The sequence below is a fragment of the Fimbriimonadaceae bacterium genome (assembly GCA_019454125.1).
Classification (GTDB): Bacteria; Armatimonadota; Fimbriimonadia; order Fimbriimonadales; family Fimbriimonadaceae; genus JALHNM01.
In genome coordinates, this window is record CP075365.1 from 936,658 (window position 1) to 959,783 (window position 23,126).

Below are 23,126 nucleotides of genomic sequence, written 5' to 3' on the forward strand. Positions count from 1 at the left end.
CGACACATGCCGTTTATCCAGACCCTCGATATCAACCAAGAGTACGCGAAGTTCGTCCTCGAGCCGCTTGAACGCGGCTATGGGCAGACGATCGGCAACGCCCTGCGCCGGGTGCTGCTGAGCAGTATCCAGGGCGCGGCCGTCACGGCGATCAAAGTCGACAAGGTCTTCCACGAGTTCGCCCCGATCCCGGGCGTAAAGGAAGACACCAACGAGCTTCTGCTGAACCTGAAAGACCTCGCCATCCGATGGCAGTTCGAAGGGGCGCCGCCGGAAGAAGGCGTCATCCGCCTCGACGTCAAAGGCCCCGGCCGGGTCACGGGTGCAGACGTCGAGTGCCCGCCTGGACTCAGCGTCGTCAACCCCGAGGCCTATATCGCGACGATCAGCGACCCGAAGGCGAACCTCACCGCGGAGTTCTACATCGGCTGGGGCACCGGTTATGTCCTGCCCGAGCGGCACGAGCGCTATAAGGGCGTGATCGGGATCATCCCCACGGGCAGCCAGTACACGCCCGTGAGGAAGGTCAACTATACGGTCGAACCGACCCGCGTGGGAATGCGGACCGACTATGAGAGGCTCGTGCTCGAAGTCTGGACCAACGGAGCTTGCGCACCGAACGACGCCGTCACCCAGGCCGCGCACATCCTCGACAAATATTTCCGCATGTTCTTCGAGCTCGGCAATGCCGGCTTGGACGTGCTCATCGGCGCCGAGGAAGACCTCGCGCCGGAACTCGCCAATGTTCCCGAACTCAAGATCGAGGAGCTTGATTTCAGCCAGCGCACGTTCAACTGCCTGCGCCGCGCCGGGATCTTGACGCTCCGCCAGCTTGCCGCTGTGAACGAGGTCGACCTGACCTCGATCCGAGGCTTCGGCAAGAAGTCGCTCAACGAGGTCCGGGACAAACTCCAGGAACACGGGATCGAGTTGAAAGCGGCCAAAGGCGGCTTCATCAACCTCGACCTTCTCGACGACGAGGACGATTTCTAAGGGACTCACGGAAAAATGCGACACAAGGTTGATCGACGAAAGCTCGGGTTGCCGAGCGACCAGCGCCGCGCGCTTCTGACGAACCTGGCCCGCCAGTTCGTCCGGGTCGGGTATGTCCACACGACCATGGGCCGCGCCAAAGAGCTTCGGCGCATCGTCGAGCGCCTCATCACGATCGGAAAGGAAGACACGCTCCACGCCCGACGAAAGGCGCGGCAGATCCTCGTCGGCCACAGCCGCTCCAGCGCGATGCCGGAAGAATTGCTGGGCAAGACCGAGGCCGAGAAGCTGGAGTTCATGAAGGCCAACAGCCTGATCAACGGGGAGGATCTCGTCAACCACCTTTTCCGGAACGTCTCGCCACTTTACAAAGACCGGCCCGGCGGCTACACCCGCCTGACCCGGACCGGAACGCGAAGGGGCGACGCCGCCGAAACGGCCGTCCTGGAACTTGTCCGGGACTGACAGAAAAAGAATAAAGCTCGTCGTCGCGTACGACGGGGCCGATTTCTGCGGCTGGGCGCCGCAGCGTGGACGGAGGACCGTCCACGGCACATTGACAGAAGCAGTGCGCCGGATTACCGGCGAGGAGACTGAGGTGACGGGAGCGAGCCGCACGGACGCCGGAGCCCACGCAAAGGGCGCCGTTTGCCATTTCGACGCGCCGTCCAGCATTCCCGCGCGGAACCTGCCGCGGGCGCTGAACGATCTGCTTCCGACCGACATCGCGGTGACCCAGGCACGGGACGTGCCGCGGGAGTTCCACGCGAGACATTGGGCAGTGGACCGGTGGTACCGCTACCGCATCCTTTGCGGGCCGCGCGATCCGCACCGGGCCAGGTATGTGTTCCACCATGGGCGCGAGCTTGAACTGGAGCCCATGATCGTAGCGGCCGGAAAGCTTGTGGGACAGCACGACTTTCTCGCCTTCACCCAGGAGTTGGAGCCGGGGGAGAACACCGTGCGGACGCTGAAGAGCCTGCTGGTCCGCCGCGTGCGCGACGAAGTCTGGGTCGATGTCGTCGGGATCGCCTTCGCGAGGGGAATGATGCGACGCATCTCGGGAATGCTTTGGGAGATCGGCCGAGGGCGGCGCGGACTGGACTCAGTCCCGAGACTGCTCGCCGCGCGGCAGAGCGGGGACGCCGAGCACCGACCGAAAGTCTTGCCAGCCTCCGGGCTCTGCCTCATGAAAGTTTCATATGGAAAAAGACCCCGCGACCAGCGGGGACGGTTTGAAGAACGAGAAGATTAGGAAAGGAAGATAAGGAAAGGCAATGAATAGGACATACACGGCGAAGCCGTCGACCATAGAGCGCAAGTGGTACGTCGTAGACGCCACGGGCGTCCCGATCGGTCGTCTGGCGTCACAGGTGGCACAGGTTCTGCGCGGAAAGCACAAGCCCACGTTCACCTATAACATGGACTGTGGCGACTTCGTCGTGGTGACCAATGCGGAGAAGGCGGTCTGGACTGGTTCCAAGGGCAAGGAACTGATCTATTGGCACACCATGTACCCGGGCGGAATCCGCAATATGAGCCGCGAGGACTACCTCGAAAAGAAACCCGCAGAGCTCCTTGAAAAAGTGATCTGGGGCATGTTGCCCAAGACGAAGCTTGGAAAGGCGACCTACAAGAAGTTGAAGGTCTACGTCGGCCCGGACCATCCGCACGCGGCGCAGAACCCTGAGCCCCTCAACATAACCCAGCAACCATGAGCAAGAAAGCGCTTTCCTACGGAACGGGCCGCCGCAAATGCGCCATCGCCCGTGTTTGGCTCGAGCCGGGAGACGGTCAGATCATGATTAACGACCGCGAGTTCGATGCCTACCTCTGTCGGCCTGTCCTAGAAATCCTCGTGAAGAGCCCGTTGAACCATCTTGAGATGGATGGTCGGTTCAATGTTCGTGCGAAGGTCCGCGGTGGTGGCGTCACGGGTCAGGCCGGCGCTGTCCGCCTTGGCATCGCCCGCGCGCTCCTGTCCTACGACGAGAGCCTTCGGCCGAACCTGCGATCCGGCGGTTTCCTCACCCGGGACGCCCGAGTCAAGGAACGAAAGAAGTACGGCCGCAAGAAGGCGCGGCGCGGCTTCCAGTTCGTCAAGCGTTAAGAAAGGGTCGGGCGTTTCGCCCGTCAGCAGGGTCGGTGCCTGCCAAGCAGATTTGGCAGGCACCTTTCTTTGCTCAGTTCGCGATCACGGAGTGGGGCGCGCGGACCACCAGGTCGCCGCGACCGACCAAACCCCGAGTGGAATATTGAAACTCGCGGCTCGTAAACGTGACCGCGAACGTGTCGGGATCCCCGACCCCGAACACTCGTCGGTCTTGGACGCGGACCGAGTAAGTCCCTTCGAACCGGCGCAGGCCCGAGTTCGTGTTGACGACGGCGACAGCCGGGCCGGTGAACTCTGCCACAAGGGTCCGGCTGTTGATGGCAAGGCGCATGGCGCGACCTTCGATTTGGACGGGGCCGGACTCCGACCGGCCGCGATAGGCCAGGTTGCCCTGGACGAGCTCCGTCCCTTCGCGGACGAAGCGGGCGACCGTGAACATGAATTCGCCGGTGGCCTCGCGGTTCGCGTTCACGAGAACTCCCGCGCCCCGAGCCCCTTCGATGAACCTGTCTTGGGCTGGCGCGACGACAGCCGCAGCGAGCACGGCCGAAGCGAATGCAGTTTTGAGAAATGTCATTTGCGTCTCCGCGGCACCGTAGCCAAGCGCCGCAATAGGCCCAGACGCACGGCGGCCCGTATTGTTCGGTCAGCCGAGCCAAAGGCGGCTCGGTTAAAATGGGGTTGGTATGGCGGTCAGGGTCGGCATCAACGGATTCGGCAGGATTGGACGGATTTCGCTACGGGCGATCATCGAGAGGTACCGGGACGACATCGAGGTCGTAGCCTTGAACGACCTGACCGAAGTCACCACGAACGCCTATTTGTTCCAGCACGACTCGGTTTACGGCAACTATCGCGGCGACGTCACCTTCGACGACGATTCGATCCAGGTGGCCGGTTACGACATCAGCGTCTTCAAGGAGAAGGATCCGGCTTCGATCCCCTGGGACAAGGTGGGCGTCGATATCGTCGTGGAGTCCACCGGGGTCTTCACGGACGCGACCAAAGCGGCCGCGCACCGCGAACGTGGCGTCAAGAAGGTCATCATCTCGGCGCCCGCGAAGAACGAGGACGCGACCCTCTTGTTGGGCGTGAACGAAGACGTCTACGACCCCGCGAAGCACCACGTCGTCTCCAACGCAAGTTGCACGACGAACGGCCTTGCACCGGTAGCCAAGGTCCTGCACGACAAGTTCGGCGTGCAAAAGGGGCTCCTGACAACGGTCCACGCCTACACGAACTCGCAGGCGCTCGTGGACACGGTCAAGAAAGACCTCCGCGATTCGCGGTCGGGCGCGCTCAACGTGGTACCGTCCTCCACTGGAGCGGCGAAGGCCGTCGGCCTCGTGATCCCGGAGCTCAAGGGCAGGTTTACGGGAATGGCGTTCCGCGTTCCTGTGCCCACCGTCTCGGTCGTCGACTTTACCGCGCTGCTTAGCCGGGCCGTCTCGGTCGAGGAGATCAATGCGGCCATGAAGGAATATGCCGAGGGCAAGATGAAGGGCATCTTGCGGTACACCGAGGAGCAGCTGGTCTCCAGCGACTTGCAAGGAGACCCGCACAGCTCCATCTTCAGCGCGGCCGATACCATTGCCCTGGAGGACATGGTCAAGTGCGTGGCATGGTACGACAACGAGTGGGGTTATTCCTGCCGCATCGCGGACCTCATTAAGTTCATGGCGAACAAGGGCCTATAAAAGCCAGGACGCAAAGGAGCCAGTGCCTTTCGAGCCACTCCAGACTGACGAGCCTTTGACCGAGCCGGCCAAGAAGATGGCCGATTTTGAGGGCAGCCTCATGAAGGGTTGCTCGACGATCGGCCTCGGCAGCTTCATCACCTACGGGCTTACGGTCTGGCCCTGGCTCACCTTTCCCGAGTACAAAGTTCAGGGTTTGCTCGAGATCGCCCTGGCCGGGTGTCTTCCTGCCGTTGTTTTCGGCATCATCGCGACCAGGAAGTTCGGCTTGGCCGGTGCCAGCGGCTTCTTCGGCGGGGGCATGGCTTCGGCGGTGTTCATGTATCTGAGACTCCAAAGCACCATGCTGGGCCGTTTTTCTGAGCGACTCCCGGCGCCCGAGTACCCGGAGAGGTGGGCTTGGATCGTGCCCCTAGCCTGGTTTTTGGCGGTGGCGGCCATCGCCGCCCTCTTCCTTCCCGCCAGGCATGAAGGAAACGATCCGCCAAGTGGCTGAAGGGGTGTGAGACCGGGCTCGACTGCCCGACAATTCCCTTGGAGTCTGCGATCTTGGCGTACGGAAGCTCCCATCTCGACACCTACCGAAAGACCGCGATCGAAGGGGCAACCCCTCTCGGCCTCGTGGTGATGCTTTACGACGGCGCATTCCGTTTCATTGAAGCTGGCCGACAGGCCATGCGGAAGGAGGATGCCTTTGCCCAGAACCAGGCCTTGCAAAAGGCCCAGAAAATTGTCAGCGAACTGATGGCCTGCTTGGACATGGAGAAGGGCGGTGAAGTCGCCCAGAACCTGTTCGCCCTCTACGCCTTTTGTTACGACCGGCTCGTGATGGCGAACATTGAGCGGCGCGAAGAGGCCCTGGACGAGACCGTCCATGTGCTGAGCCAGCTGCGCGAGGCCTGGAGCGAGCTTGATCTGCAGACGCGAAAGGGAGGGCTTGAGCAACGTGCCGCTTGAAAAATCGGGCGCCGAGAGACTGCTCCTCCTTACGCACGAGCTTGAGATTGCTTGGCGAAACGGCGACTTGGACGCGGTCGAAGACCTGCTGACCCAGCGCGGGGAGACGATCGAGAGCCTTGCCAACTCCGAGGCTGTCAAGATCGAAGTCGTTGCTGCCGCCACCGCGAAAGGGAATGAGTTGATCGAGACATGGAGCCAGGAAAAAGCGGCCCTCACGGAAAAGGCGGAGAGACAGCGCAAGACTCGGACCGCCCGAAAGGCTTACAAAGGCGAGGCCCCGAAGAAGGCCGCCTGAAAACGAAAGAAGACGCCGGCCCGACTTAGGCTGGCGTCTTCTTCGACTTGTCCCGCGTTAGCCCCCCTCCCCAAGCTTGGGGAGGGGGGATCCGGGCTCCCCCTCGCCTTTCCGAGGGAGAGGGGGGCTGGGGGGTGAGGGATGCTCAGCCACCGACGCGCCGCAAAGTCACTTTGACCAGACGCGATCTCTCCGAAGTCGCCTGACCGCGTCCGCAAAGAAGCGGGTGGTTTAGAAGCCGCTTCCCCTCCCCCGGCCCCTCCCCAAGCTTGGGGAGGGGGGCGCTATCACCCGAAACCGAGGGCCTGGTCGGCCCCGTTATCGGGTGACTTCGACCTGAACGGTGTCCGCGCGCATCCGGAACGGAGTCGGGCTCGCGCCGTTGCGCCGCACAGGGTCGTGGACCCGGTACTGCACCTTCATCCGCTTGGACGAGATGTAGTTTTTCGCCGTGCCGACCAACTGGATCTTGTAGTCCGCCGACGTGCCCGTCGTGGTGAAGGACTTGATAAAGTCCCATTTCTTTGTCGCGTAGTTCCAGAGGAACACGGTGCCGGTCGGGTTCTTGCCGGGGACGTTGAAAGCGCGAAGGTAGACATTGATGTCCTTGGCCTCCGCGGCGCTGTAGGGCGAGTCGTAGGAGAGCTCGACGCGCACGTACTGGCTCCGGTCGGGCCGCTGGAAGGAGTCCACCTGGTAGGTGTTCCCATCACCCTCGCGGAGCGAGGCCAGGGTGCCGCTCGCCAGCGTTCCCTCGAAGATGCGCACGTTGTCCGGCCGAGCGAAGTCCGCATTGTTGATGCCGCCCGCGGGAGCAAGGTTCCAGCGATGGATGACCGTGCCCCAACCGCGCGGGTTATTCACCTGCGCGTTGCCCCAGAACGTCTTTCCATCGACCGGGTCGATCGAGACGGAGTAATAGTCGCCCCACCGGGAGCCGTTCTGCTGGAGGCCGGAACTGGTGGCAACTTGAATGGGCGCGGCCATGGTGCCGAGCGGGTCGCTCGCGCGCCGCCCGGTGACAAGCACGTCGGCAGAGACGCTCGCGCTGCTGCGAGTGAAGATCATGCCGATCTCGCCGAACTTGTTGATGCCGATACCCGGCTGATAGGCGTGGACGCCGTTGCCGAACCCAATTACGCCGCTTTGGCGCACGCTGGGGCGCTGGCCCGAATCCGGCCAGCCCGCCATTCGGAACTCGTACCAGGAAACCGCGGCCTCGTTCTTGGTCGCGGAAAGGGTGGTCGTATGGGCCGCCACGAGGGATCCGTTGTTGTAGCCAGCGTCGACGATGCGGCCGGAGAGTGTGTCCTGGCGTCGGCCGCCCGCGCTCGGCGCGCCGCCGACGAACCGGTAGTTGGGCACGTTCAAGAACGTGTAGACCAGCTCCGGGGTGTCCGAACCGATGCCGCGGAAGGCATAGGCGCGGATCTGGGTGGAGGAAGTGAAGTCGATGGAGGCGCCATAGATGCGCGGATCCGTGGTATCGACCGAGCGGGCCCACTGGATGGTGAAGGTTTCGTTATCGACCCACCGGCTGACGGTGACGGGCCCGCCGTTGATCAGCTCGTTCTTATTGAGGAGCTGGGCTTGCACGAACGTCTCGCCCTCGTCGAAGGCGAACATGTTGCCGCTCACCGCGATCGCGTCCTTGTTGAAGCCGAAACCGGGATAGTCGAGCCAGAACTTGTTGTTGTCGACCTCGAGCAGGTCGTCGATTCGGTACCGGTTCCAGCGGCCGTTCGGGTTCTCGTCGTCCGAACAGGCGATCAGGTAATGGCTTTCCACCGCGCCGAAGTCGACGTCGAGGACGATCACGAAGAACCGCTTCGAGCTCGAATCGTAGAAGACCTTCGGGTCGAAGAGGTAGTTGCTCGCGCCGAGACCTGCGAAGAAAGCGTCGAACGTCTGCTGGAACTCAAGCGCGCCGGAGCGATTGAAGAAGGCGATGCTGGAGTTCACGACCTGCACGACGTGCGTGCTGCTCACCGCGATCTGCGGGTCCGGCGGGTACCAGCCGAGCTGGTCCATGCCGGGGAACGACTTCAGGCCCCGCGCCCTGGAATCACTCAGCGCCGTGCCCGGCACCAGGTTGTTCGGCGTTCCCGGCTTGAGCACCCTTCGGCTGTCCGGGTTCATAGGCGGGAAGGGCGGCTGCTTGATCTGCTTGAGGACCTGGGGGCGGAACGTCAGCGTATCGACCACCGAAGCAGGTGCGGTCCGCTTCTGATCAAAGCGCTCGATCTTTTTGTAGTTCTGCGCACCAGCCAACATCGCTACGCACAGCAGGCTGGCAATACCGATGGCGCGACTCACCGGGAGGACGATTCTATGATGCATGGCCATCACTCTCTTTGAAGTAGTACGGGCCCGAAACCAAAAAGGAAACGGGTACGACTTCTCTTCCTAGTTTATACCCCCTTGCAGGAGCAAATCTCCAAGCTTGGGCGAATCTTTACGCCGTGAAGGCGGGCGTGGCCCCCGACGGCGGTGCATTCCGCCGTCGAGCGCCCAAGCCCTCCCGCCGCAGCGATGCTCGGCTACTTTCCAGGGGTAAGCCTTTAGAGGTCCCAGTAAGCGATCGCGGTTGTCCAATCCCCGTTCGCATCGACCGTTTGCCCCGTGCCCCAGAATCGAGCGGCGGCGCCAGGGTCCACGGTCACGCTGAAGTAATCGCCCCACCGGCTGTCCGGGTTCCTGGGCCCGCGGGCGCTCACGCCGAAACGTTGAAGGGGCCCCATCGAGTTCAAGGGGTCCGTGTCTTTCCTGGAGCAATAGTAGAGGTCGGGGTTCACGCTCCCGGAGGTCCGGGTCAGGACGATCGAGATCGCGTTCTTCCCGTTCTTCACGATCGCCGGGACGCACAGGCTGTTCGGCGCGGAGAGGGTCACGTTCCCGGACTGGCGGCGACGGACGGTGCCGGAAGCGGGCCATTGGTCAGGCGAGAACTCGTACCAGCGGACCATCGTGCGGTTGTCGTTGGCGCTCACTTTGACCGTGTGCGCGCACAGAAGGGTGTTGCCGCGGACGGCCGCGTCCATCAGGCGATCCGCGACCGGGTCGATCAGACTCCCCGTCCGAGTCGGCAACTTGCCCGTGAACGTGACGTAAGACGGGATCGTCACTAGCGTCTGATCCATCTTGGGCGAAGAGGTCCCGACGTTGCTCCAAGCGAGAACGGCCATTCGACTCGTCGAATAGAGCGCTGCGCCAAAGATGCGCGCCGTCGTGTTCTCGAGGGTGCGGGCCGCTTGGATCGTGTAGACGTCGTCGTGGACGAAGATGCTGTAGGAGACCGTCTGCCCGGCAAGGAACGGCGCCTTCGGGAACACGTACGACCGGGCAAAGCTGTCATTGCCGCTGAACTGGAAGAAGTTGCCCGTGATGACAAGCCCGTCCTTGTTGTGTCCGACCGTCGGATAATCCATCCAGTAAGGAGAGCCGTTCCGGACGACGCGGGTGTTGACCCGGTACTTCGTCCAGCCGCCTGTTGGGTTTGAAGAGTCGCTGACCGCGATCAGCAAGCCGCTGTTCTGGGGGGAATCGCGGTACTCGATCGCGACCACGAAGAACCGTTTTGAGTGGAAGTCATAGATCACGCGGGGGTCGAAGACGAAGTCGGTCTGCGCCACGCCCTTGAAGAAGCCCACGTTGTCCAGCGACTGCTGGAACACCTTGACGCCGGCCTTCGTGTAAAACGCGATCTCGGTGTTCACGACCTGGATCAGGTGGGCGGGGCCGCACGCCAAGTGGGGGTCCGGAGGGTTCGACCCGTTGTAACTCACGCCGGGGAAGTACTTGCCGAAGGTCGCCCTCGTGTCGTTGGCCACGATGCGCTCTTCAGGCACGAACTCCGAGACCGGGATGGGCCTCGGCATCTTCGGGTTCTCGGGGCGGATCGCCCGCTGGAAGACCGAACGGTTGATCTGTGGGAAGAAAGTCTCGGTCGTGTCCGCCACCGGCTGGCTCACTCCGGTCTCGACCGGCACCTGGGTCGGGCGCGAGGCTGGATCTTGGGCCCGCGCGAAGCAGGCGAGGGCCACGCCGAGAAGGACCAGAGGTCTCACGTTCGGTGTCATGCTAGCCATCTTACGCCCATTCGGACGCGCGAGTCCAGGTAACGTTAGAAAGTGCTGACCATGGAACAGCAAGAAGCGCTGTCGAGAGCCCGTGGGCGCCTTGACTCTATTCGGGGGCATCTTTGACCTCGATCAACTTAAATCCGAGATTTCAAGACTAGAAGCTCGTCGCGACCAGCCCGACTTCTGGAACGATTCCAAGTCCGCCGAAAAAGACCTCCGCAAGATTAAGCGCCTGCAGGGGCGCATCGATCCTTTCGAGGCGCTGGACAAGCGCGAGCGGGACATCGCCGAGTATTACGAGATGCTCGCCGAGGTGCCCGACGAGGGCCTGCAGAAAGAGGCCGACACGGCGGCCCAGCAGTTCCTCAAGGATTTGGACGCCTACGAACTTGCCACCCTTCTCGCAGGCGAGCACGACGATCGCAACGCCCTCATCGAGATCAACGCCGGAGCGGGCGGCAGCGAGGCTTGCGACTGGGCGTCGATCCTCTTCCGCATGTACACCCGCTGGGCGGAGCGGCGCGGCTACAAGGTCGAGATGTTGAACGAAACGCCGGGCGACGTCACCGGGTACCGGAACGTCGGCTTCAGCGTCACGGGCGAGAACGCCTACGGCTATCTGAAGAGCGAGAACGGCGTGCACCGGCTCGTCCGCATCTCTCCCTTCGACGCGGCCAGCCGGCGCCACACGTCGTTCTGCAAGGTCGAGGTCTTGCCGGAGACGGACGAGACCGAGGTCGACATCAATATGGACGACATCAAGGTGGACACCTTGCGCGCGGGCGGTGCGGGGGGACAGCACGTCAACAAGACTGAGAGCGCCGTCCGGCTCACGCACGTGCCGACCGGCATCGTCGTGCTCTGCCAGAACGAGCGCAGCCAGCACAAGAACCGTGCGAGCGCGTTGAAGGTCTTGGCCGCGCGTCTGGCCGAGGTCACACGCGCGGCCGATAAGTCCAAGATCGACGCGTTGCGGGGGGATAGCGGGCCTGCAGAGTGGGGCCGGCAGATCCGCAGCTATGTGATGCAGCCCTACACCATGGTCAAGGACCACCGAACCGGACACGAGACCGGGAACGTCACAGGAGTGCTAGACGGCGAACTGGACGGGTTTATGGAAGCGTTCCTAAAGCAACCGCCCGACAACGACGCGTTCATCGAATAGCCCAAGCCTGTGGTCAGCGTCTTCCTCGCCCTTTTGATGGGTGGCAACCAGGTGTTGCCGCCCGCAGCCCTCTCCTCCGGAGCGCTCCGCGCCGCCGAGCAGGTCTCGGCGCTCTCCCATGAGGGAGACTTCGCGCAAGCGGAGGCCGTGCTGGGACGGATGCCCCGCCTTCAGTTCAGCCTTGAGTACGACGATTCCGCCGTCGCCAAGGCGGACAGGCCCTACTTCGCGGCGGCGAAAGACCGGGCGTTCCAAGCGTGGAAGACCTACCTCACGAGGCTGGAACTGGTGGAGGCCAAGGTGCCGCACGTCCGGGTGTCCTTCGCGGAGACCTTGCCGGGGGCCGAGGGGGCGGCGCTTCCCGCCGGGGCCGTTTGTTTCGAGTCGTTCAATCCGGACGAGCCCTGCGTAGACGTCGTCATCGCCCTGCACCGCGAGACCTCGAAGACGCCGATCGACGCTGCCCAGGTGGAGAACGAGGTGCTTTACGCCATAGGGCGCTATCTCGGCGTCCCGAGCGGGCCCATGCCGGGCGGGGCGATGGACCGCACCGACGAGATGCGCAGCGGGCCTGCGCGTCTCGCCCCGGTCGAGGCGAAGCTCGCGAGTGAGAACGTGCGCTTCACGTCCGTGCTGGAAGCGAAGGTCAAGAAGAAGGAAGCCGTCAATGTCGCCTTCGGCGAGCTCTTCGCGAACCCGATGCAGGTTCGTTTGGACGCGCCCGACGGCAGCTTCGAGGTCGTGAACCGGGGCGATGCGCCCTTGCGGGTCTTGGCGGTCTCGCGGAGCGAAGACTTGGCCGTGAGCCAGCCGGACTTGGTCGAGCCGGGGGCAAGCAAGCTGGTGCAGGTCCGCGCCGAGGAAGGCGCCTTCGCGGGGCCTTTCCGGGCGCAGGTGGACCTCTATGCGAACGACCTGGAGAAGCCGGTGCAGACGATCGAGGTGGTCCGGGCGGCGGGGCCGCGCTACGAGTTCCGGACGGTCGGGGGCGACCGGGTCGTCGTGGGTCGAGACGGAGTCCAAGCAGAGCTCCTCCTCAGCTTTGATCGAGGGCGCGAGCTCAAGGTCGACCGGGCCCAGGCGACCGACGACACCCCCGTCGACGTTTTTCCTTGGGCGCTCGACCCCGAGCCCCAAAGCGGCCAAATGGCGGTCGGATACCGGCTGGTCGCGCACCTGGAACCCTTTGTCGGCGAAAAGACGGTCACCGTCACCGCCTCGATATCGGACCCTGCCCTCCCCACCCTTTCGCGGAAATTCACCGCCATCGGTGGATCGTTCGCAAGGCCTTCGTCGACAAGCCTTGCCGCGCTTGCGGGCCAACGCGAGACCGTAATAGTCGTCGCCTCCGCCCTGTCAGAGTTCGAGGTGACAGGGGTCACGAGCGACCTGGAAGACGTCGAGGTTTCGTTCGCCCGGTTCCGGGGTAACGAGTTTCGTATCCGCGCGAGGCTGAAAACCGATCACGCCATGCCGATCGGATCGGGGGCGGTCAGGATCAAGACGAACGATCCGGAAAGGCCGGAGATCACGGTTCTTGTTAAGGGCCAAAACGAGTGAAGCGGCTCCCCTGTCCTTTAAGGGCGTGCGACCCGGGAGCACGCCGCCGCTTTTGGAGTTCTGGGGGGTTGGGGATAACGTGGGGAAAGCTTTGGTCCCCAGTTCGAACGATACTTCGGGAACCTGCGGATGCCCTTTTTGTACAGGTCGGTGAGTCTGGAGAGTAGATTTCCGCCGGGCGTCCCGGGTCTTGATTCCCCTCGTCCGTTTACCGGAAACTCGCTCGTATCAGCCGCACAGGGTCACCAGCCCGGGCGCGAATCATCGAAAATGTTTGCCGAAGTAAGCACTCCGATTGACCGTCATCGAGCGACTCGACTCTCCACAGTCCTTTCCGCGCCGCCCGGTCGCGGCCTGCAATTCTTCGCCGCGCTGCCCACAAATATTAAGGCGATAGAAGCGGCTCTCATGTTCGCCCACGGGCACAAGTCGCACGTCGTCCTGACCGGCCCCTCCGGATGGGGCAAGTCCCAACTGCTGGAGGTCTCGCGCGACATCCTGCGGTCACAGGGCGTGCCGTGCGAATCGACCACCGCCATCGCCTGGTCGCAGCACCAGGGAGGCGGCGACCGTCGCGAGGCGCTCGTCCTGGAAGACGTCCAGGACGTGCTCATTCATTCGCGCTTGCGGCACCAGTTCCGCCAAGGCCTGGAAAGGCGGGTCCGCACGGGCCGCCGCACCCTGCTTAGCATCACCGACGCCCGCCCGGCCAGCATCGCAAACGCTCTATTGCCGGCAGCCCGAAGCTGGGTGGTCGGCACGGTCGCCGAACCCTCGCCGGAGGAGCGGGCCTTGGTCGTGCGGCAGATCGCGGCCAGCCTGAACGTCGCAATGGGCCGCTCGGTCGAGCGCCTCTTAGCCCGACACGTCCATGGCAACGGCCACTCGCTGATCGGCGCGATCCAGCGGCTGAAACTCGTCAAGCCAGACTGGAGCGACACGATGGACGTGGCCCAGGCTTGCGGCGTCTTGGCGCCCTACTTGATGGGCCAAGACGGCTGGGATCCCCGCGACAAGGTGTTCGAAGCGGTCTCGAGCACATGGTCCAGCAACTTCACGAACCTCGGTGTGACCCCCGTGGACGTCTGTTGCCACCTGATGCTTTGCGACCTGGGGCTGAGCGAGCGTGAGGTTTCCGCATTTTTAGCAGTCACGCCAAGTGAGGCCTACGGGCGATCAAGGTTGGTAAGCTCCGCAATGCAAGACCCGGCCATTTCTCGCGCTGTCGCTGCCTGCAGAAGTGCCGTATTGTTGGGGTTTGAAGACGCTTAGGGCACCTACTGGAGCACATATTGCACCCGAAATCCGTCATACCACGGCGGTAAACGGCGGCCGGAACCTCGGGTCCCGGTCGTCTCGCAACACCATGACGACGGTTCGGGATTTGAGCCTCGTCCGGGTCGCTTTTGACCCCTGGACGACGGCTAGCAACGCCTTGCGCGAGCTCGAAAGGAACGGGCTGGCGTTGGCGGCCGTTGTCGACCGAGGCGTGCCCCTCGGACTCCTGACTCGGGAAAGGGCGGCGGCCTCGGCCCCCGACGTCCCTGTCCGAACCCTTGTCCAGCCGGACTTCGTCGTGATCGACGCGGACACGAGCGTGCGAAGCGCCGCCGCGACCCTGGTGGACGTCGGCGCGGAAGTGGCGGTCGTTACGGAAGGGGGCCGGTTCCTGGGAGCGATGACGGCCCTCGTCCTGCTGGCCGAGCTGGGGCAGTCTTACGATCCCCTCACCGGCCTCTCCTGGGGCGACCGTCTGCGGGAATGGGGAGTCGCGAACTTGGAGGCGGGCCGAGAGGTCACCCTTCTTTTTTTCGACCTCAACGATTTCGGCGCTTACAACAAACGCCACGGCCACGTCATAGGCGACCGCATCGTCCAGGCGATGGCGCGGCTCCTGGATGACTACACCGACCCCGAGCTCGACGTGCTCGTCCGCTATGCCGGGGACGAGTTCGTCATCGGCTCGACACGTCCGCGCGCCGACCTGGAAGAGATGGCGGAGGCCTTGCGCAGCAAGACTCTGCGGGTCGAAGGCATCCAGGAGTCTGTCCAGTACAGCCTGGGCGTGAGCGGAGGCAAGCGCACCCGCGAACGGGACCGCACCCACTTCGCCTCGACGATCGATAACTTGATCAACTTGGCCAGCCAAGATTGTATCGCCCACAAGCCCCAGCGGGCCCGAAACGGAGGGTCGGAAGAGACCCCGGCCCACTTGCACGTACAATCCGTCGAATTCGGCGATGCGGGGCGTGAGTCCGTTCTGGTTGCCTTGGGTCGAGGGGAGGAGAGCGTGACCTCGCGCCGTCCCGTGGCCAGGCGGGAGACGCTGAGCGCGGTGGCCCAAGCTTGCGCTGATGGCATCGCCCGGTTCATGCCCGGCCTCCACCTTCAGCCCTTGGACATCGCGGTCTATCGGGACATAGACGGCGACCAGACCTTGACCCTGGTCTGCGATTGGACGTGGCGCGACGCTTCAGGCACGCTTCGGGGATCCAGCAACGTCGCTGGAAGCGTGCTCCGATCCGTCGCGGAAGCCATGACGTCCGTTGCGATCCGGCTCCAAGCCGAAGGGTTCGGCGGCACTTAGTCCAGTCGCTGGGCATATCCCCGTTTTGCGCCACCAAACGCCGGCCTCACGGCGTAACAAATAGAGGCATGGACCCTGAAACGAGTCGCGCCCTGACGCTCCTTGCGCGGCTCAGCGAATCGATCCCGGCGGAGGACGCCAAGGCAAAGAACTACGTCGACGCCCTACGTGTCGAACTCGAGAACAGTGTTCGCGAGGCGGGCGAGAAGGATAAAGCCCTCGAAGCGTATTCCGAGGCGTACGAGAAGCTGACGGCGCCCGCCAACCGGGTCGGCGCGTTCCTGCGTTCGATCGATGGCGGCCTTGTGGTCGTTGCCCTGGGCGAGACCGAGTACGTGACCAACATCGACCCCAAGGTCGAGGTCGAAAAGCTGGTGCCTGGCACCCGGGTGCGTCTGAACGATGCCTACGCCGTCGTCGGTGTGCTGCCGGACCACCAGGTCGGTCCCGTGACCCGGGTCTCCGAAGTGCTGGCCGACGGCCGGCTCCGGGTCGGTGCGGACGCCCAGAACCAGCAGGGACGGCTCATTGAGGCGTCCCAAGCGATCCAAGGAGCCGAGATCAAGGAAGGGGACGAGGTCCGGCTAGATGCCTCGGGCCGGCTCGCCACCGAGCACTTCGCCCGGCGGGAGGCACGGGACTACCTTGTCGAGGAAATCCCGGAGATCCCGTGGAGCCAGGTCGGTGGTCAAGAAGAAGCCATCACATTGATCCGCGAAACCATCGAGAATCCGCTTCTTTATCCGGAGTTGTACGCTAAATACAACAAGAAACCTGTTAAAGGTGTGCTTCTTTATGGCCCTCCGGGCTGTGGTAAGACCCTAATCGGTAAGGCTACCGCCTATAACTTGGCCAAAGAGTACTCCAAGAGGCTCGACCATCCCGTAAAAGAGTGCTTTATGCACATCAGTGGGCCCAAGATCCTTAACATGTGGCTGGGCGAGACTGAGCGGATGGTCCGCGAGATCTTCGCGGCCGCCCGGGCGCGCGCGAAAGAAGGCCAACTTGTCGTGATCTTTATCGACGAGGCGGAGTCGATCCTGCGCACGAGGTCAAGCGGCCGCTGGTTAAATATCAGCAACACCGTCGTGCCTCAGTTTTGCGCAGAGATGGACGGTATGGTCGAGTTGGAGAACGTTGTCATCATCATAACTTCGAACCGTCCCGACTACATCGATCCTGCTGTGTTGCGTCCAGAGCGAATTGATCGAAAGGTGAAGGTCAAGCGTCCTGGATTAGAAGAGAGTAAAGACATCTTCGGGATTTACCTGAACGAGGCTCTGCCCCTTGACCAAGACTTCGTCCGCGACAATGGCGGTGCCGAGCCAGCGCGGAAGGCAATGGTAGAGGACTCTATTGAGTTCCTCTGGCGTTCGACGAAAGAGACCGAGTTCGTGCGGGTGTCGCTTAAAAACGGAAACTCTGACACGCTTTACTGGCGAGACTTCGTCAGCGGAGCGCTCCTGAAATCGGTCGTCGACCGGGCAAAGGACAGTGCGATCCGACGGGCTATCGCCAGCCCCTCGTGCGACACGGGAATCACCGACGACGACCTTAAGGAAGCGATCAAGGCCGAGTTTCGGGAGAATGAGATCTTTCCGAAGAACGATTCGCTCGATGATTGGCTCAAACTCCTTGACCTGGAACCAGAGGCGGTGGTCAGCGTCCGCCCGGTGCGAACGAGCGCCGAGCCTCGTGACACATTTGGTCGAAGGATCGTTTAGGCTAGAACTTAAGCGATAAAGGAACCACGACTTTCAAGACGAGCTGTCGAGTAAACGTTCGTGAGTTGGGGTCGCCAAGGACGACGAAGTACTCGTTGCCCTTTCTCCCAGATAACCGGTAAGAAAGGTACCAGTTCAGGTCGTCACCAGAATTCACGAGTCGGCCGCCAACCGCTTCGTACCTTCCGATATCGTAGTTAAAGGAAAGGATGTTCTGGCGTCCATAGCCGCGAAACTTGACCACTTGGGTCGCAACATTAAGCTGTAGTCTTCGGACAGGGCGATAAGCGATCTGCGCGTTAATGGAGTCATAGGCCTCTCCACCGAACATCCCGTTCGTATATCCTAGAGACCAGCGTCGGTAGCGGTTGCCGTTCGGCCAGCTGAGGAAGATGGCCCCTAGCCGGTCGGCGGAGCCTTCAAACGTGGAGAAAGAAAACTCCCCGTCGATGCGCAAACGCGAGCGGAGGCTACCTCCGAAATAGGTGTTGGCAGAACGTCTATACGGGCGGGAATCGAAGTGGTCATAGTACAGGACAGAGGCGCCAAAGTAGTGGTCCTGGATCGGGCCGTGCTGTAAAGGAGTCTCCCTGGTAAGTCCCATAGAGAAGCCCCTGAAGTCACGCTCCGGCGAAAAGCCGATTCGCGGAAAGAACTCCGGCGTAACTTGGGTGTACTCAAAGTCGCCCTCCCACCCGTCTGCATTGTAAGTGAACCCTGTCGCATTTCTAGAGCCGGTTTTACGAACCTGGTCGTCTGTAAGTTGGTTATTGATGAAGAGGGTGACTGCATCGTTAAGACGGTCAAAGTAGTTTAGCTGGTAGGCTCGATTCCGCCGTCCAGGATCTTCATTGCTCACGAACGTGGCAGCGATCGTGTCCCCTCCGTTTAATTGGCGGTCGACGCTCACGACATGGGCCGCCCTCTTGCCGAAGTCCGCGACGCTTAGGGCGCCGAAACTCGTATTCGCATCAAGCTTTCCGTATGCGTTCAAGCCTGCATCGATTTTGCGAATTCTTTGACTCGTAAAAAGCTGTTGGTCGAAGCCCGTTCTGCGAAATTGGGAACCTTCTTGAAAGAAAGGCCTTGCCTCGGCAACGAGTCGCTCAAAATAGCTGAAGTCAAGAGAAAGAACGCCCTGTTCGACGTTCCGAAAGTCAGGGTTTATCGTTCCGACGAGTTGGATTTGGTCTCCGATACCCGTCTTGGCATCCAGCCCAGCGTCCGCGATAAGGGCGGTCTTTTCGTCCAACCCCGCATAAGCGTAAGGAAGCAGCTTGATCTCACGGCTATCGACGAAGCGGGGAAGGTAGACATTTAGCCACGAAGCGCTTCGCGAGAAGTCTCCCTTCACATAGCGCCATTGGTAAGTGTTCGCCTTGTTCGTCCTGAACCAGCGAACGTTAAACTTTGCGGTTGTCACCGCCGTTCGGGGACATGTGATCAGGCGCCAAGGAATCTTGGCTTCGCACTGCCAACCATCCGAAACCTTCGCGCCATAAGCCTCGAATTCTCCAAGCCATTCCGTTTTTGCAGCCCGTCCCCCTGCTAAGGATATTGCCGTCGCGCCAGCTGCGTTTACTCCGAAGGAATCGGCTGACTGGCCCGTTCCAAACATGTCCAGGTCAAGGAAAAACGAGTCGTTGCCGCTCAGGGAGACGTTTGCACGGTACTCCTCGTCTATCACTTTGCGAGGATCGGTGAACGCCTTCGCGGCAAAGTAGACAAAGTTTGAGTCATAGGTGAGCCAGAATACGGCGTCTTCGTTGCTAATCTCACCCGTGTCCGCGTCACGGAAACCTCTGCCGGTCGGCTCCGCCGGCCATTCGCTATCCAGTAATTTTCCGTCGATGACGGGGGGCCTTTCGACTCTCTTTGCCTCTATCGAGGCTTGGGACCCTGGCACCTCCTGCTGCTCCTGCGTGTACCCAAATTGGAGGGTCGCAAGGAAGGCGAGAGCAGCGGCGGCAACGGTTCGGCGTGCCTGCACTAGGGCCGTTACGCAGTCCGCCATCGGAAAGTTTCGCCCTACCCAAAGTGGTCGCGCCCGACCATAATTAACCGCAACTGATGCTTCGCGTCCTTCCGGCCGTAATCTGGGTTCTGCTCGGCAGTGCGTTCGCCCTTGGGGGCCTCTCGCACCCCTGCAAGTCGCCCGCTGGTGCGGCCGCCCTTGCGGCCAGCCGTGCCATCGGACATTCGTCCGGCGGCTTCGCTTCTGTTTGCCGCGAAGAGACAGAGGATGCGGGCGCCAACGGCCTTAGGGGCGGGCAGTCCCAGAACACTCTGCCGATTTACGCGGCTACTCGCTTCACCGATTGCATCGTTGTGACGGCTCCGAATCGTGCGGGCCCCCGTTAAGCACCCCCTCGCGTCTTCTGGCGATATCCAGAGGCCCTTCGCTGCTTAACGACTTACAAACACCCCGATGCTTCAATTCCTTAGGAAATTATTCGACACCTCCGACCGCGATGTTAAAGCGGTCATGCCCGTCATAGAACAGATCAACGAGTTAGAGCCCGGCCTTGAGGCTCTGAGCGATGAGCAGTTGCGCCAAAAGACCGACGAGTTTCGAGATCGGATCGGGCGTGGAGAAACGCTTGAAAAGTTACTTCCGGAGGCGTTTGCCGTCGTCCGTGAAGCGAGTCGTCGCGTCCTAAACATGCGTCAGTTCGATGTGCAGTTTGTGGGCGGAACGGTGCTGCACCAGGGTCGGATAGCGGAGATGCGAACCGGGGAAGGTAAGACCCTTGTCGCCGTCGCGCCGATGTACCTCAACGCCCTGTCCGGCAAGGGCGCACACCTCGTTACGGTTAACGACTACCTAGCCAGACGCGACGCCGTATGGATGGGGCCGATTTATCACTTCTTAGGGATGAGTGTCGGCATCATCCAAGGACAAGGGGCTGACAGCGACGAACTGGGAGGGAGCTTCATCTACGATCCCAGTTATATCCACGAGGATCCGAGGTACCTGCACTGTCGCCCGTGCTCGCGCCGTGAGGCATACCTTTGCGATATCACCTACGGGACGAACCACGAGTTTGGCTTCGATTACCTTAGGGACAATATGGCCTTTCAGGTTGACCAGCTGTCGATGCGCGAACTGAACTTTGCGCTTATCGACGAGGTCGACTCAATCCTTATCGACGAAGCGAGAACGCCGCACATCATCAGCGGCCCGAGCGTTGAGGACACGAACGTTTACCGCACGGTCGATGCCGTCGTGAGACAAATGCAACCGGAGTTGCACTTTACTCTTGACAAGAAGAACAAGAGCGCTTCGCTTACCGAAGACGGTATGGACTATGCGGAGGTTGAGCTTGGACTCGACAACATTGCCAGTGATCCCCGCGTGATGCACCACTTGGGCGCTGCGGTAAAGGCTTATGGCGTCTTCGAGAAGAATGTCGACTATGTCGTTCGCGGTAACGAGGTCGTCATTATCGATGAGAATACAGGACGCCCCATGTTCGGAAGGCGATACTCTGACGGTCTCCACCAGGCCCTGGAAGCTAAAGAAAACGTTCCCATTCAGAGAGAGAGCCAAACCGTCGCGGTCATCACGTTCCAGAACCTGTTCCGCATGTATAACAAGCTTGCTGGAATGACGGGTACCGCGAAAACTGAGGAGGACGAGTTCCGCAAGATTTACGGTTTGGACGTGGTCGTCGTGCCCACGCACCGGGACATGATCCGTAAAGACCAGGAGGACGTGGTCTTTAAGTCGATGGACGCAAAAATGCGTGGCATCGCTCGCGAGATCCTCCGGCTTTATTCCAAGCAACAGCCGGTCTTGGTGGGCACGCGTTCGATCGAAATGTCCGAACAGGTGTCGGCACGATTGACTGCGGATTCTTTGCAGAGGTTGATCCTGACCGACAGAGCGTTCGACAAAGTCAACAACGACAAGTCCACAACAAAGGACCAGAAGCGGGAAGCGGAAGTGCTTTTCACACAAGACCTCCTCGAAATGGAGTCTTCTTTGATCACCTCCGTCCTAACGACGTTGGGCTTGCCGAGCAGCGCCACTTCATCGGAAACGATGGAATGGTTCCTCTCGCTACACGACCTTCCGGCTGGCTCCGCGACATACCTTGAAGAGGCACTTAGACACGGAATTCCGCACAACGTCCTGAACGCTAAGTATCACGAGAAGGAAGCGGCGATCATCAGCGAAGCAGGTCGCAAAGGGGCTGTGACCATCGCCACAAACATGGCGGGCCGCGGCGTCGACATTCTCTTGGGCGGCCGTGTCGCGGACGAGACGGTTAAGCTGGCCCGGCAACAGGAGGCTGAGGACGGCGGCGTGGCCAGCGAATACGCTGACACGTTCATGTCCTTCCGGCGCGGAGGCAAGGAAAGAGCGGCGCCACCACTACCGCTTAACGATACGGAAAGGCGCGAACTTGCCGAAGAGGTGCGGGCGCTGGGCGGCCTCTACATTCTGGGAACGGAACGCCACGAGAGCCGCCGCATCGACAACCAGCTGCGCGGCCGCGCTGGCCGCCAGGGTGACCCGGGTGAATCTCGCTTCTTCGTTTCGTTAGAGGACATGCTGTGGCGGATCTTCAATGCCAAGATGCTTGAAAATCCGGTGCTCAAGGCCTGGCCACCCATGGAGGAGGTGCGCGCAAAGTTCATCACTGGAATGATCCAGAAGACGCAAGAAAGGATTGAGAACCACTTCTTCGAAGCGCGTAAGCACGTGCTTGAATACGACGACGTTCTTAACGCTCAACGCGAGACGATCTACGGCCTGCGGCGAGAGATCCTTCTTGGGAAGGACTGCGGGAGCGAACTGGACCAAGCCGTGCGTGAAGTCATCCCGTCCGTATGCGATACGGGTTGGGGTGTGGACGAAGAGACAGCCGCGCCAATCTACAACTACGAGAAGGTCTATGAACACCTTAACGAAATCTTCCCGCTCATCGACGACATGAGCCTCTCGCAGTTCAAGACACTTGAGCCAGGGCCGGGCATGGTTCAAGAAGTCATGGCAGTGGCGGACCGATCGCTCAATCGAAAGATGGAGGAGTTCGGCAAGGACTTGACCGGGGAAGTGCAACGGCATGTCATGTTGCGGGCCGTCAACGACAAGTGGATGGAGCACCTGCAAATGATCGACTACATCCGCGAGGGTATCGGCCTTCGCGGCTATGGACAGGTCGACCCGCTTGTGGCTTACAAGCGCGAGACGTTCGACCTCTTCAAAGGGACGATGAAGTCGATTCGCGAACAGGCCGTTAAAATGCTTTTCCATGCGCAGGTCCGGGCCGAGCAAGCCGAGCAACCGCAGATGGCGCGCGTGGAAGAAGACCCGGGGAGCCTCAACGGTAGCGGCGCGGAAACGGCTGCGGCGAGCCAGGTTTCGGCTGTCGCAGTTGCCTCTAGAGACTTTGACGAGGACAACTACGACTGGACGAAGGTTGGGCGCAACGACTTGTGCCCGTGTGGCAGCGGCAAGAAGTTTAAGTCTTGCCACTATCCGCAACTTCGAGCGAAGGGCGTCCTCTAAGTCCCGTGCAAACTAAGCAATGATCGTGCCGATCGGGCTCTTGGTCGTTAAGTGCACATTCTGTGCGCTGTTCGCGATCGCTTTCCTCCAGTCAGGGATCGACAAGGTCTCTGACTGGGCAGGGAACTTAGGCTGGCTGAAAGGCCACTTCGAGAAGACGTTCTTGGCGAAAAGTATCCCGGCCATGCTCGGAGTGCTGACGGTTATGGAACTGTCGACGGGCCTTGCCTGCGCAGGCTCGTTCTTTGCACTCCTCATGGGCATCGATACCGTTTTGCCCGTCTATGCGCTGGCCGGCTGTTGCGCCACGCTTCTTGCGTTGTTCTTCGGGCAAAGAATCGCAAAGGACTATGCAGGAGCTGCCGGACTGGTCCCCTATATCCTTGCGGCCGGGTTCGGAACTCTAGTGGTCAGTTTCACGCCCACTTAAAG

The 23,126-nt window shown here is 61.4% G+C and carries 21 protein-coding genes; 17 read left to right on the forward strand and 4 right to left on the reverse strand.

Annotated features, from left to right (window positions below):
- Window positions 1-6: 6 nt before the first annotated feature.
- The 5 genes from KF733_04670 to rpsI are packed head-to-tail and all read left to right on the forward strand — an operon-like array spanning window position 7 to window position 3,103.
- A complete protein-coding gene (locus tag KF733_04670; GenBank protein QYK56777.1) occupies window positions 7-993 on the forward strand; it encodes a DNA-directed RNA polymerase subunit alpha in 987 nt (328 codons plus the stop codon).
- 15 nt (window positions 994-1,008) lie between these two features.
- Window positions 1,009-1,458, forward strand: coding sequence for a 50S ribosomal protein L17 (gene rplQ / locus KF733_04675; protein ID QYK56778.1), 450 nt, complete (start codon window positions 1,009-1,011; stop codon window positions 1,456-1,458).
- The gene (gene truA, locus KF733_04680; protein ID QYK56779.1) at window positions 1,445-2,248 is read left to right on the forward strand and encodes a tRNA pseudouridine(38-40) synthase TruA; all 804 of its coding nucleotides are present in this window, start codon (window positions 1,445-1,447) and stop codon (window positions 2,246-2,248) included. The genes rplQ and truA overlap by 14 nt, the downstream gene beginning before the upstream one ends.
- Window positions 2,249-2,270: 22 nt before the next feature.
- A complete protein-coding gene (gene rplM, locus KF733_04685; protein ID QYK56780.1) occupies window positions 2,271-2,711 on the forward strand; it encodes a 50S ribosomal protein L13 in 441 nt (146 codons plus the stop codon).
- On the forward strand, window positions 2,708-3,103 hold the full coding sequence (gene rpsI, locus KF733_04690) for a 30S ribosomal protein S9 (protein QYK56781.1): 396 nt from the start codon (window positions 2,708-2,710) through the stop codon (window positions 3,101-3,103). The genes rplM and rpsI overlap by 4 nt, the downstream gene beginning before the upstream one ends.
- Before the next feature lie 73 nt (window positions 3,104-3,176).
- Here rpsI and KF733_04695 read toward each other — a convergent pair whose 3' ends face one another.
- On the reverse strand, window positions 3,177-3,650 hold the full coding sequence (locus tag KF733_04695) for a hypothetical protein (protein ID QYK56782.1): 474 nt from the start codon (window positions 3,648-3,650) through the stop codon (window positions 3,177-3,179).
- A gap of 142 nt (window positions 3,651-3,792) precedes the next feature.
- On the opposite strand from KF733_04695, the gene gap reads away from it, so the two are divergent.
- The 4 genes from gap to KF733_04715 are packed head-to-tail and all read left to right on the forward strand — an operon-like array spanning window position 3,793 to window position 6,058.
- On the forward strand, window positions 3,793-4,803 hold the full coding sequence (gene gap / locus KF733_04700; GenBank protein ID QYK56783.1) for a type I glyceraldehyde-3-phosphate dehydrogenase: 1,011 nt from the start codon (window positions 3,793-3,795) through the stop codon (window positions 4,801-4,803).
- A gap of 55 nt (window positions 4,804-4,858) precedes the next feature.
- Window positions 4,859-5,299, forward strand: a complete 441-nt coding sequence (locus tag KF733_04705) for a hypothetical protein (GenBank protein ID QYK56784.1) — start codon at window positions 4,859-4,861, stop codon at window positions 5,297-5,299.
- A gap of 38 nt (window positions 5,300-5,337) precedes the next feature.
- Entirely contained in the window at window positions 5,338-5,760 is a 423-nt protein-coding gene (gene fliS, locus KF733_04710) for a flagellar export chaperone FliS (GenBank protein ID QYK56785.1), read from the forward strand.
- Window positions 5,741-6,058, forward strand: coding sequence for a hypothetical protein (locus KF733_04715; protein QYK56786.1), 318 nt, complete (start codon window positions 5,741-5,743; stop codon window positions 6,056-6,058). The genes fliS and KF733_04715 overlap by 20 nt, the downstream gene beginning before the upstream one ends.
- Before the next feature lie 318 nt (window positions 6,059-6,376).
- On the opposite strand, the gene KF733_04720 is transcribed toward KF733_04715, so the two are convergent.
- Window positions 6,377-8,374 carry a hypothetical protein gene (locus KF733_04720; protein QYK56787.1) on the reverse strand — a complete coding sequence of 666 codons (1,998 nt, stop codon included), beginning with the start codon at window positions 8,372-8,374 and terminating at the stop codon, window positions 6,377-6,379.
- 245 nt (window positions 8,375-8,619) lie between these two features.
- Window positions 8,620-10,125 (reverse strand): hypothetical protein, encoded by a 1,506-nt coding sequence (locus KF733_04725; GenBank protein QYK56788.1) that lies wholly within the window; start codon window positions 10,123-10,125, stop codon window positions 8,620-8,622.
- Between the two features lie 103 nt (window positions 10,126-10,228).
- On the opposite strand from KF733_04725, the gene prfB reads away from it, so the two are divergent.
- The 5 genes from prfB (at window position 10,229) to KF733_04750 (ending at window position 17,176) form a co-directional block, all read left to right on the forward strand.
- Entirely contained in the window at window positions 10,229-11,305 is a 1,077-nt protein-coding gene (gene prfB, locus KF733_04730) for a peptide chain release factor 2 (GenBank protein QYK56789.1), read from the forward strand.
- A 9-nt stretch (window positions 11,306-11,314) separates the two neighbouring features.
- Complete coding sequence (locus KF733_04735; protein ID QYK56790.1) at window positions 11,315-12,865, forward strand: hypothetical protein; 1,551 nt, start codon at window positions 11,315-11,317, stop codon at window positions 12,863-12,865.
- Between the two features lie 408 nt (window positions 12,866-13,273).
- Window positions 13,274-14,137, forward strand: a complete 864-nt coding sequence (locus KF733_04740; GenBank protein ID QYK56791.1) for a hypothetical protein — start codon at window positions 13,274-13,276, stop codon at window positions 14,135-14,137.
- 94 nt (window positions 14,138-14,231) lie between these two features.
- Complete coding sequence (locus KF733_04745) at window positions 14,232-15,452, forward strand: diguanylate cyclase (GenBank protein QYK56792.1); 1,221 nt, start codon at window positions 14,232-14,234, stop codon at window positions 15,450-15,452.
- A gap of 68 nt (window positions 15,453-15,520) precedes the next feature.
- The gene (locus tag KF733_04750) at window positions 15,521-17,176 is read left to right on the forward strand and encodes an AAA family ATPase (protein QYK56793.1); all 1,656 of its coding nucleotides are present in this window, start codon (window positions 15,521-15,523) and stop codon (window positions 17,174-17,176) included.
- 1 nt (window position 17,177) lies between these two features.
- Here KF733_04750 and KF733_04755 read toward each other — a convergent pair whose 3' ends face one another.
- A complete protein-coding gene (locus KF733_04755) occupies window positions 17,178-19,190 on the reverse strand; it encodes a hypothetical protein (GenBank protein ID QYK56794.1) in 2,013 nt (670 codons plus the stop codon).
- 56 nt (window positions 19,191-19,246) lie between these two features.
- Between KF733_04755 and KF733_04760 the strand changes: the two genes are divergently transcribed.
- The 3 genes from KF733_04760 (at window position 19,247) to KF733_04770 (ending at window position 23,124) form a co-directional block, all read left to right on the forward strand.
- Window positions 19,247-19,537 (forward strand): hypothetical protein, encoded by a 291-nt coding sequence (locus tag KF733_04760; protein ID QYK56795.1) that lies wholly within the window; start codon window positions 19,247-19,249, stop codon window positions 19,535-19,537.
- 67 nt (window positions 19,538-19,604) lie between these two features.
- The gene (locus tag KF733_04765; protein ID QYK56796.1) at window positions 19,605-22,694 is read left to right on the forward strand and encodes a preprotein translocase subunit SecA; all 3,090 of its coding nucleotides are present in this window, start codon (window positions 19,605-19,607) and stop codon (window positions 22,692-22,694) included.
- A gap of 19 nt (window positions 22,695-22,713) precedes the next feature.
- Window positions 22,714-23,124, forward strand: coding sequence for a hypothetical protein (locus KF733_04770; GenBank protein ID QYK56797.1), 411 nt, complete (start codon window positions 22,714-22,716; stop codon window positions 23,122-23,124).
- Window positions 23,125-23,126: the final 2 nt, after the last annotated feature.

Coding starts and splice junctions, on each gene's coding strand:
- KF733_04750 (QYK56793.1), top strand. CDS start 15,521: ATGGACCCTGAAACGAGTCGCGCCCTGACGCTCCTTGCGCGGCTCAGC.
- KF733_04670 (QYK56777.1), top strand. CDS start 7: ATGCCGTTTATCCAGACCCTCGATATCAACCAAGAGTACGCGAAGTTC.
- KF733_04765 (QYK56796.1), top strand. CDS start 19,605: ATGCTTCAATTCCTTAGGAAATTATTCGACACCTCCGACCGCGATGTT.
- rplM (QYK56780.1), top strand. CDS start 2,271: ATGAATAGGACATACACGGCGAAGCCGTCGACCATAGAGCGCAAGTGG.
- rpsI (QYK56781.1), top strand. CDS start 2,708: ATGAGCAAGAAAGCGCTTTCCTACGGAACGGGCCGCCGCAAATGCGCC.
- KF733_04760 (QYK56795.1), top strand. CDS start 19,247: ATGCTTCGCGTCCTTCCGGCCGTAATCTGGGTTCTGCTCGGCAGTGCG.
- gap (QYK56783.1), top strand. CDS start 3,793: ATGGCGGTCAGGGTCGGCATCAACGGATTCGGCAGGATTGGACGGATT.
- rplQ (QYK56778.1), top strand. CDS start 1,009: ATGCGACACAAGGTTGATCGACGAAAGCTCGGGTTGCCGAGCGACCAG.
- KF733_04740 (QYK56791.1), top strand. CDS start 13,274: ATGTTCGCCCACGGGCACAAGTCGCACGTCGTCCTGACCGGCCCCTCC.
- KF733_04755 (QYK56794.1), bottom strand. CDS start 19,190: ATGGCGGACTGCGTAACGGCCCTAGTGCAGGCACGCCGAACCGTTGCC.
- KF733_04745 (QYK56792.1), top strand. CDS start 14,232: ATGACGACGGTTCGGGATTTGAGCCTCGTCCGGGTCGCTTTTGACCCC.
- KF733_04770 (QYK56797.1), top strand. CDS start 22,714: ATGATCGTGCCGATCGGGCTCTTGGTCGTTAAGTGCACATTCTGTGCG.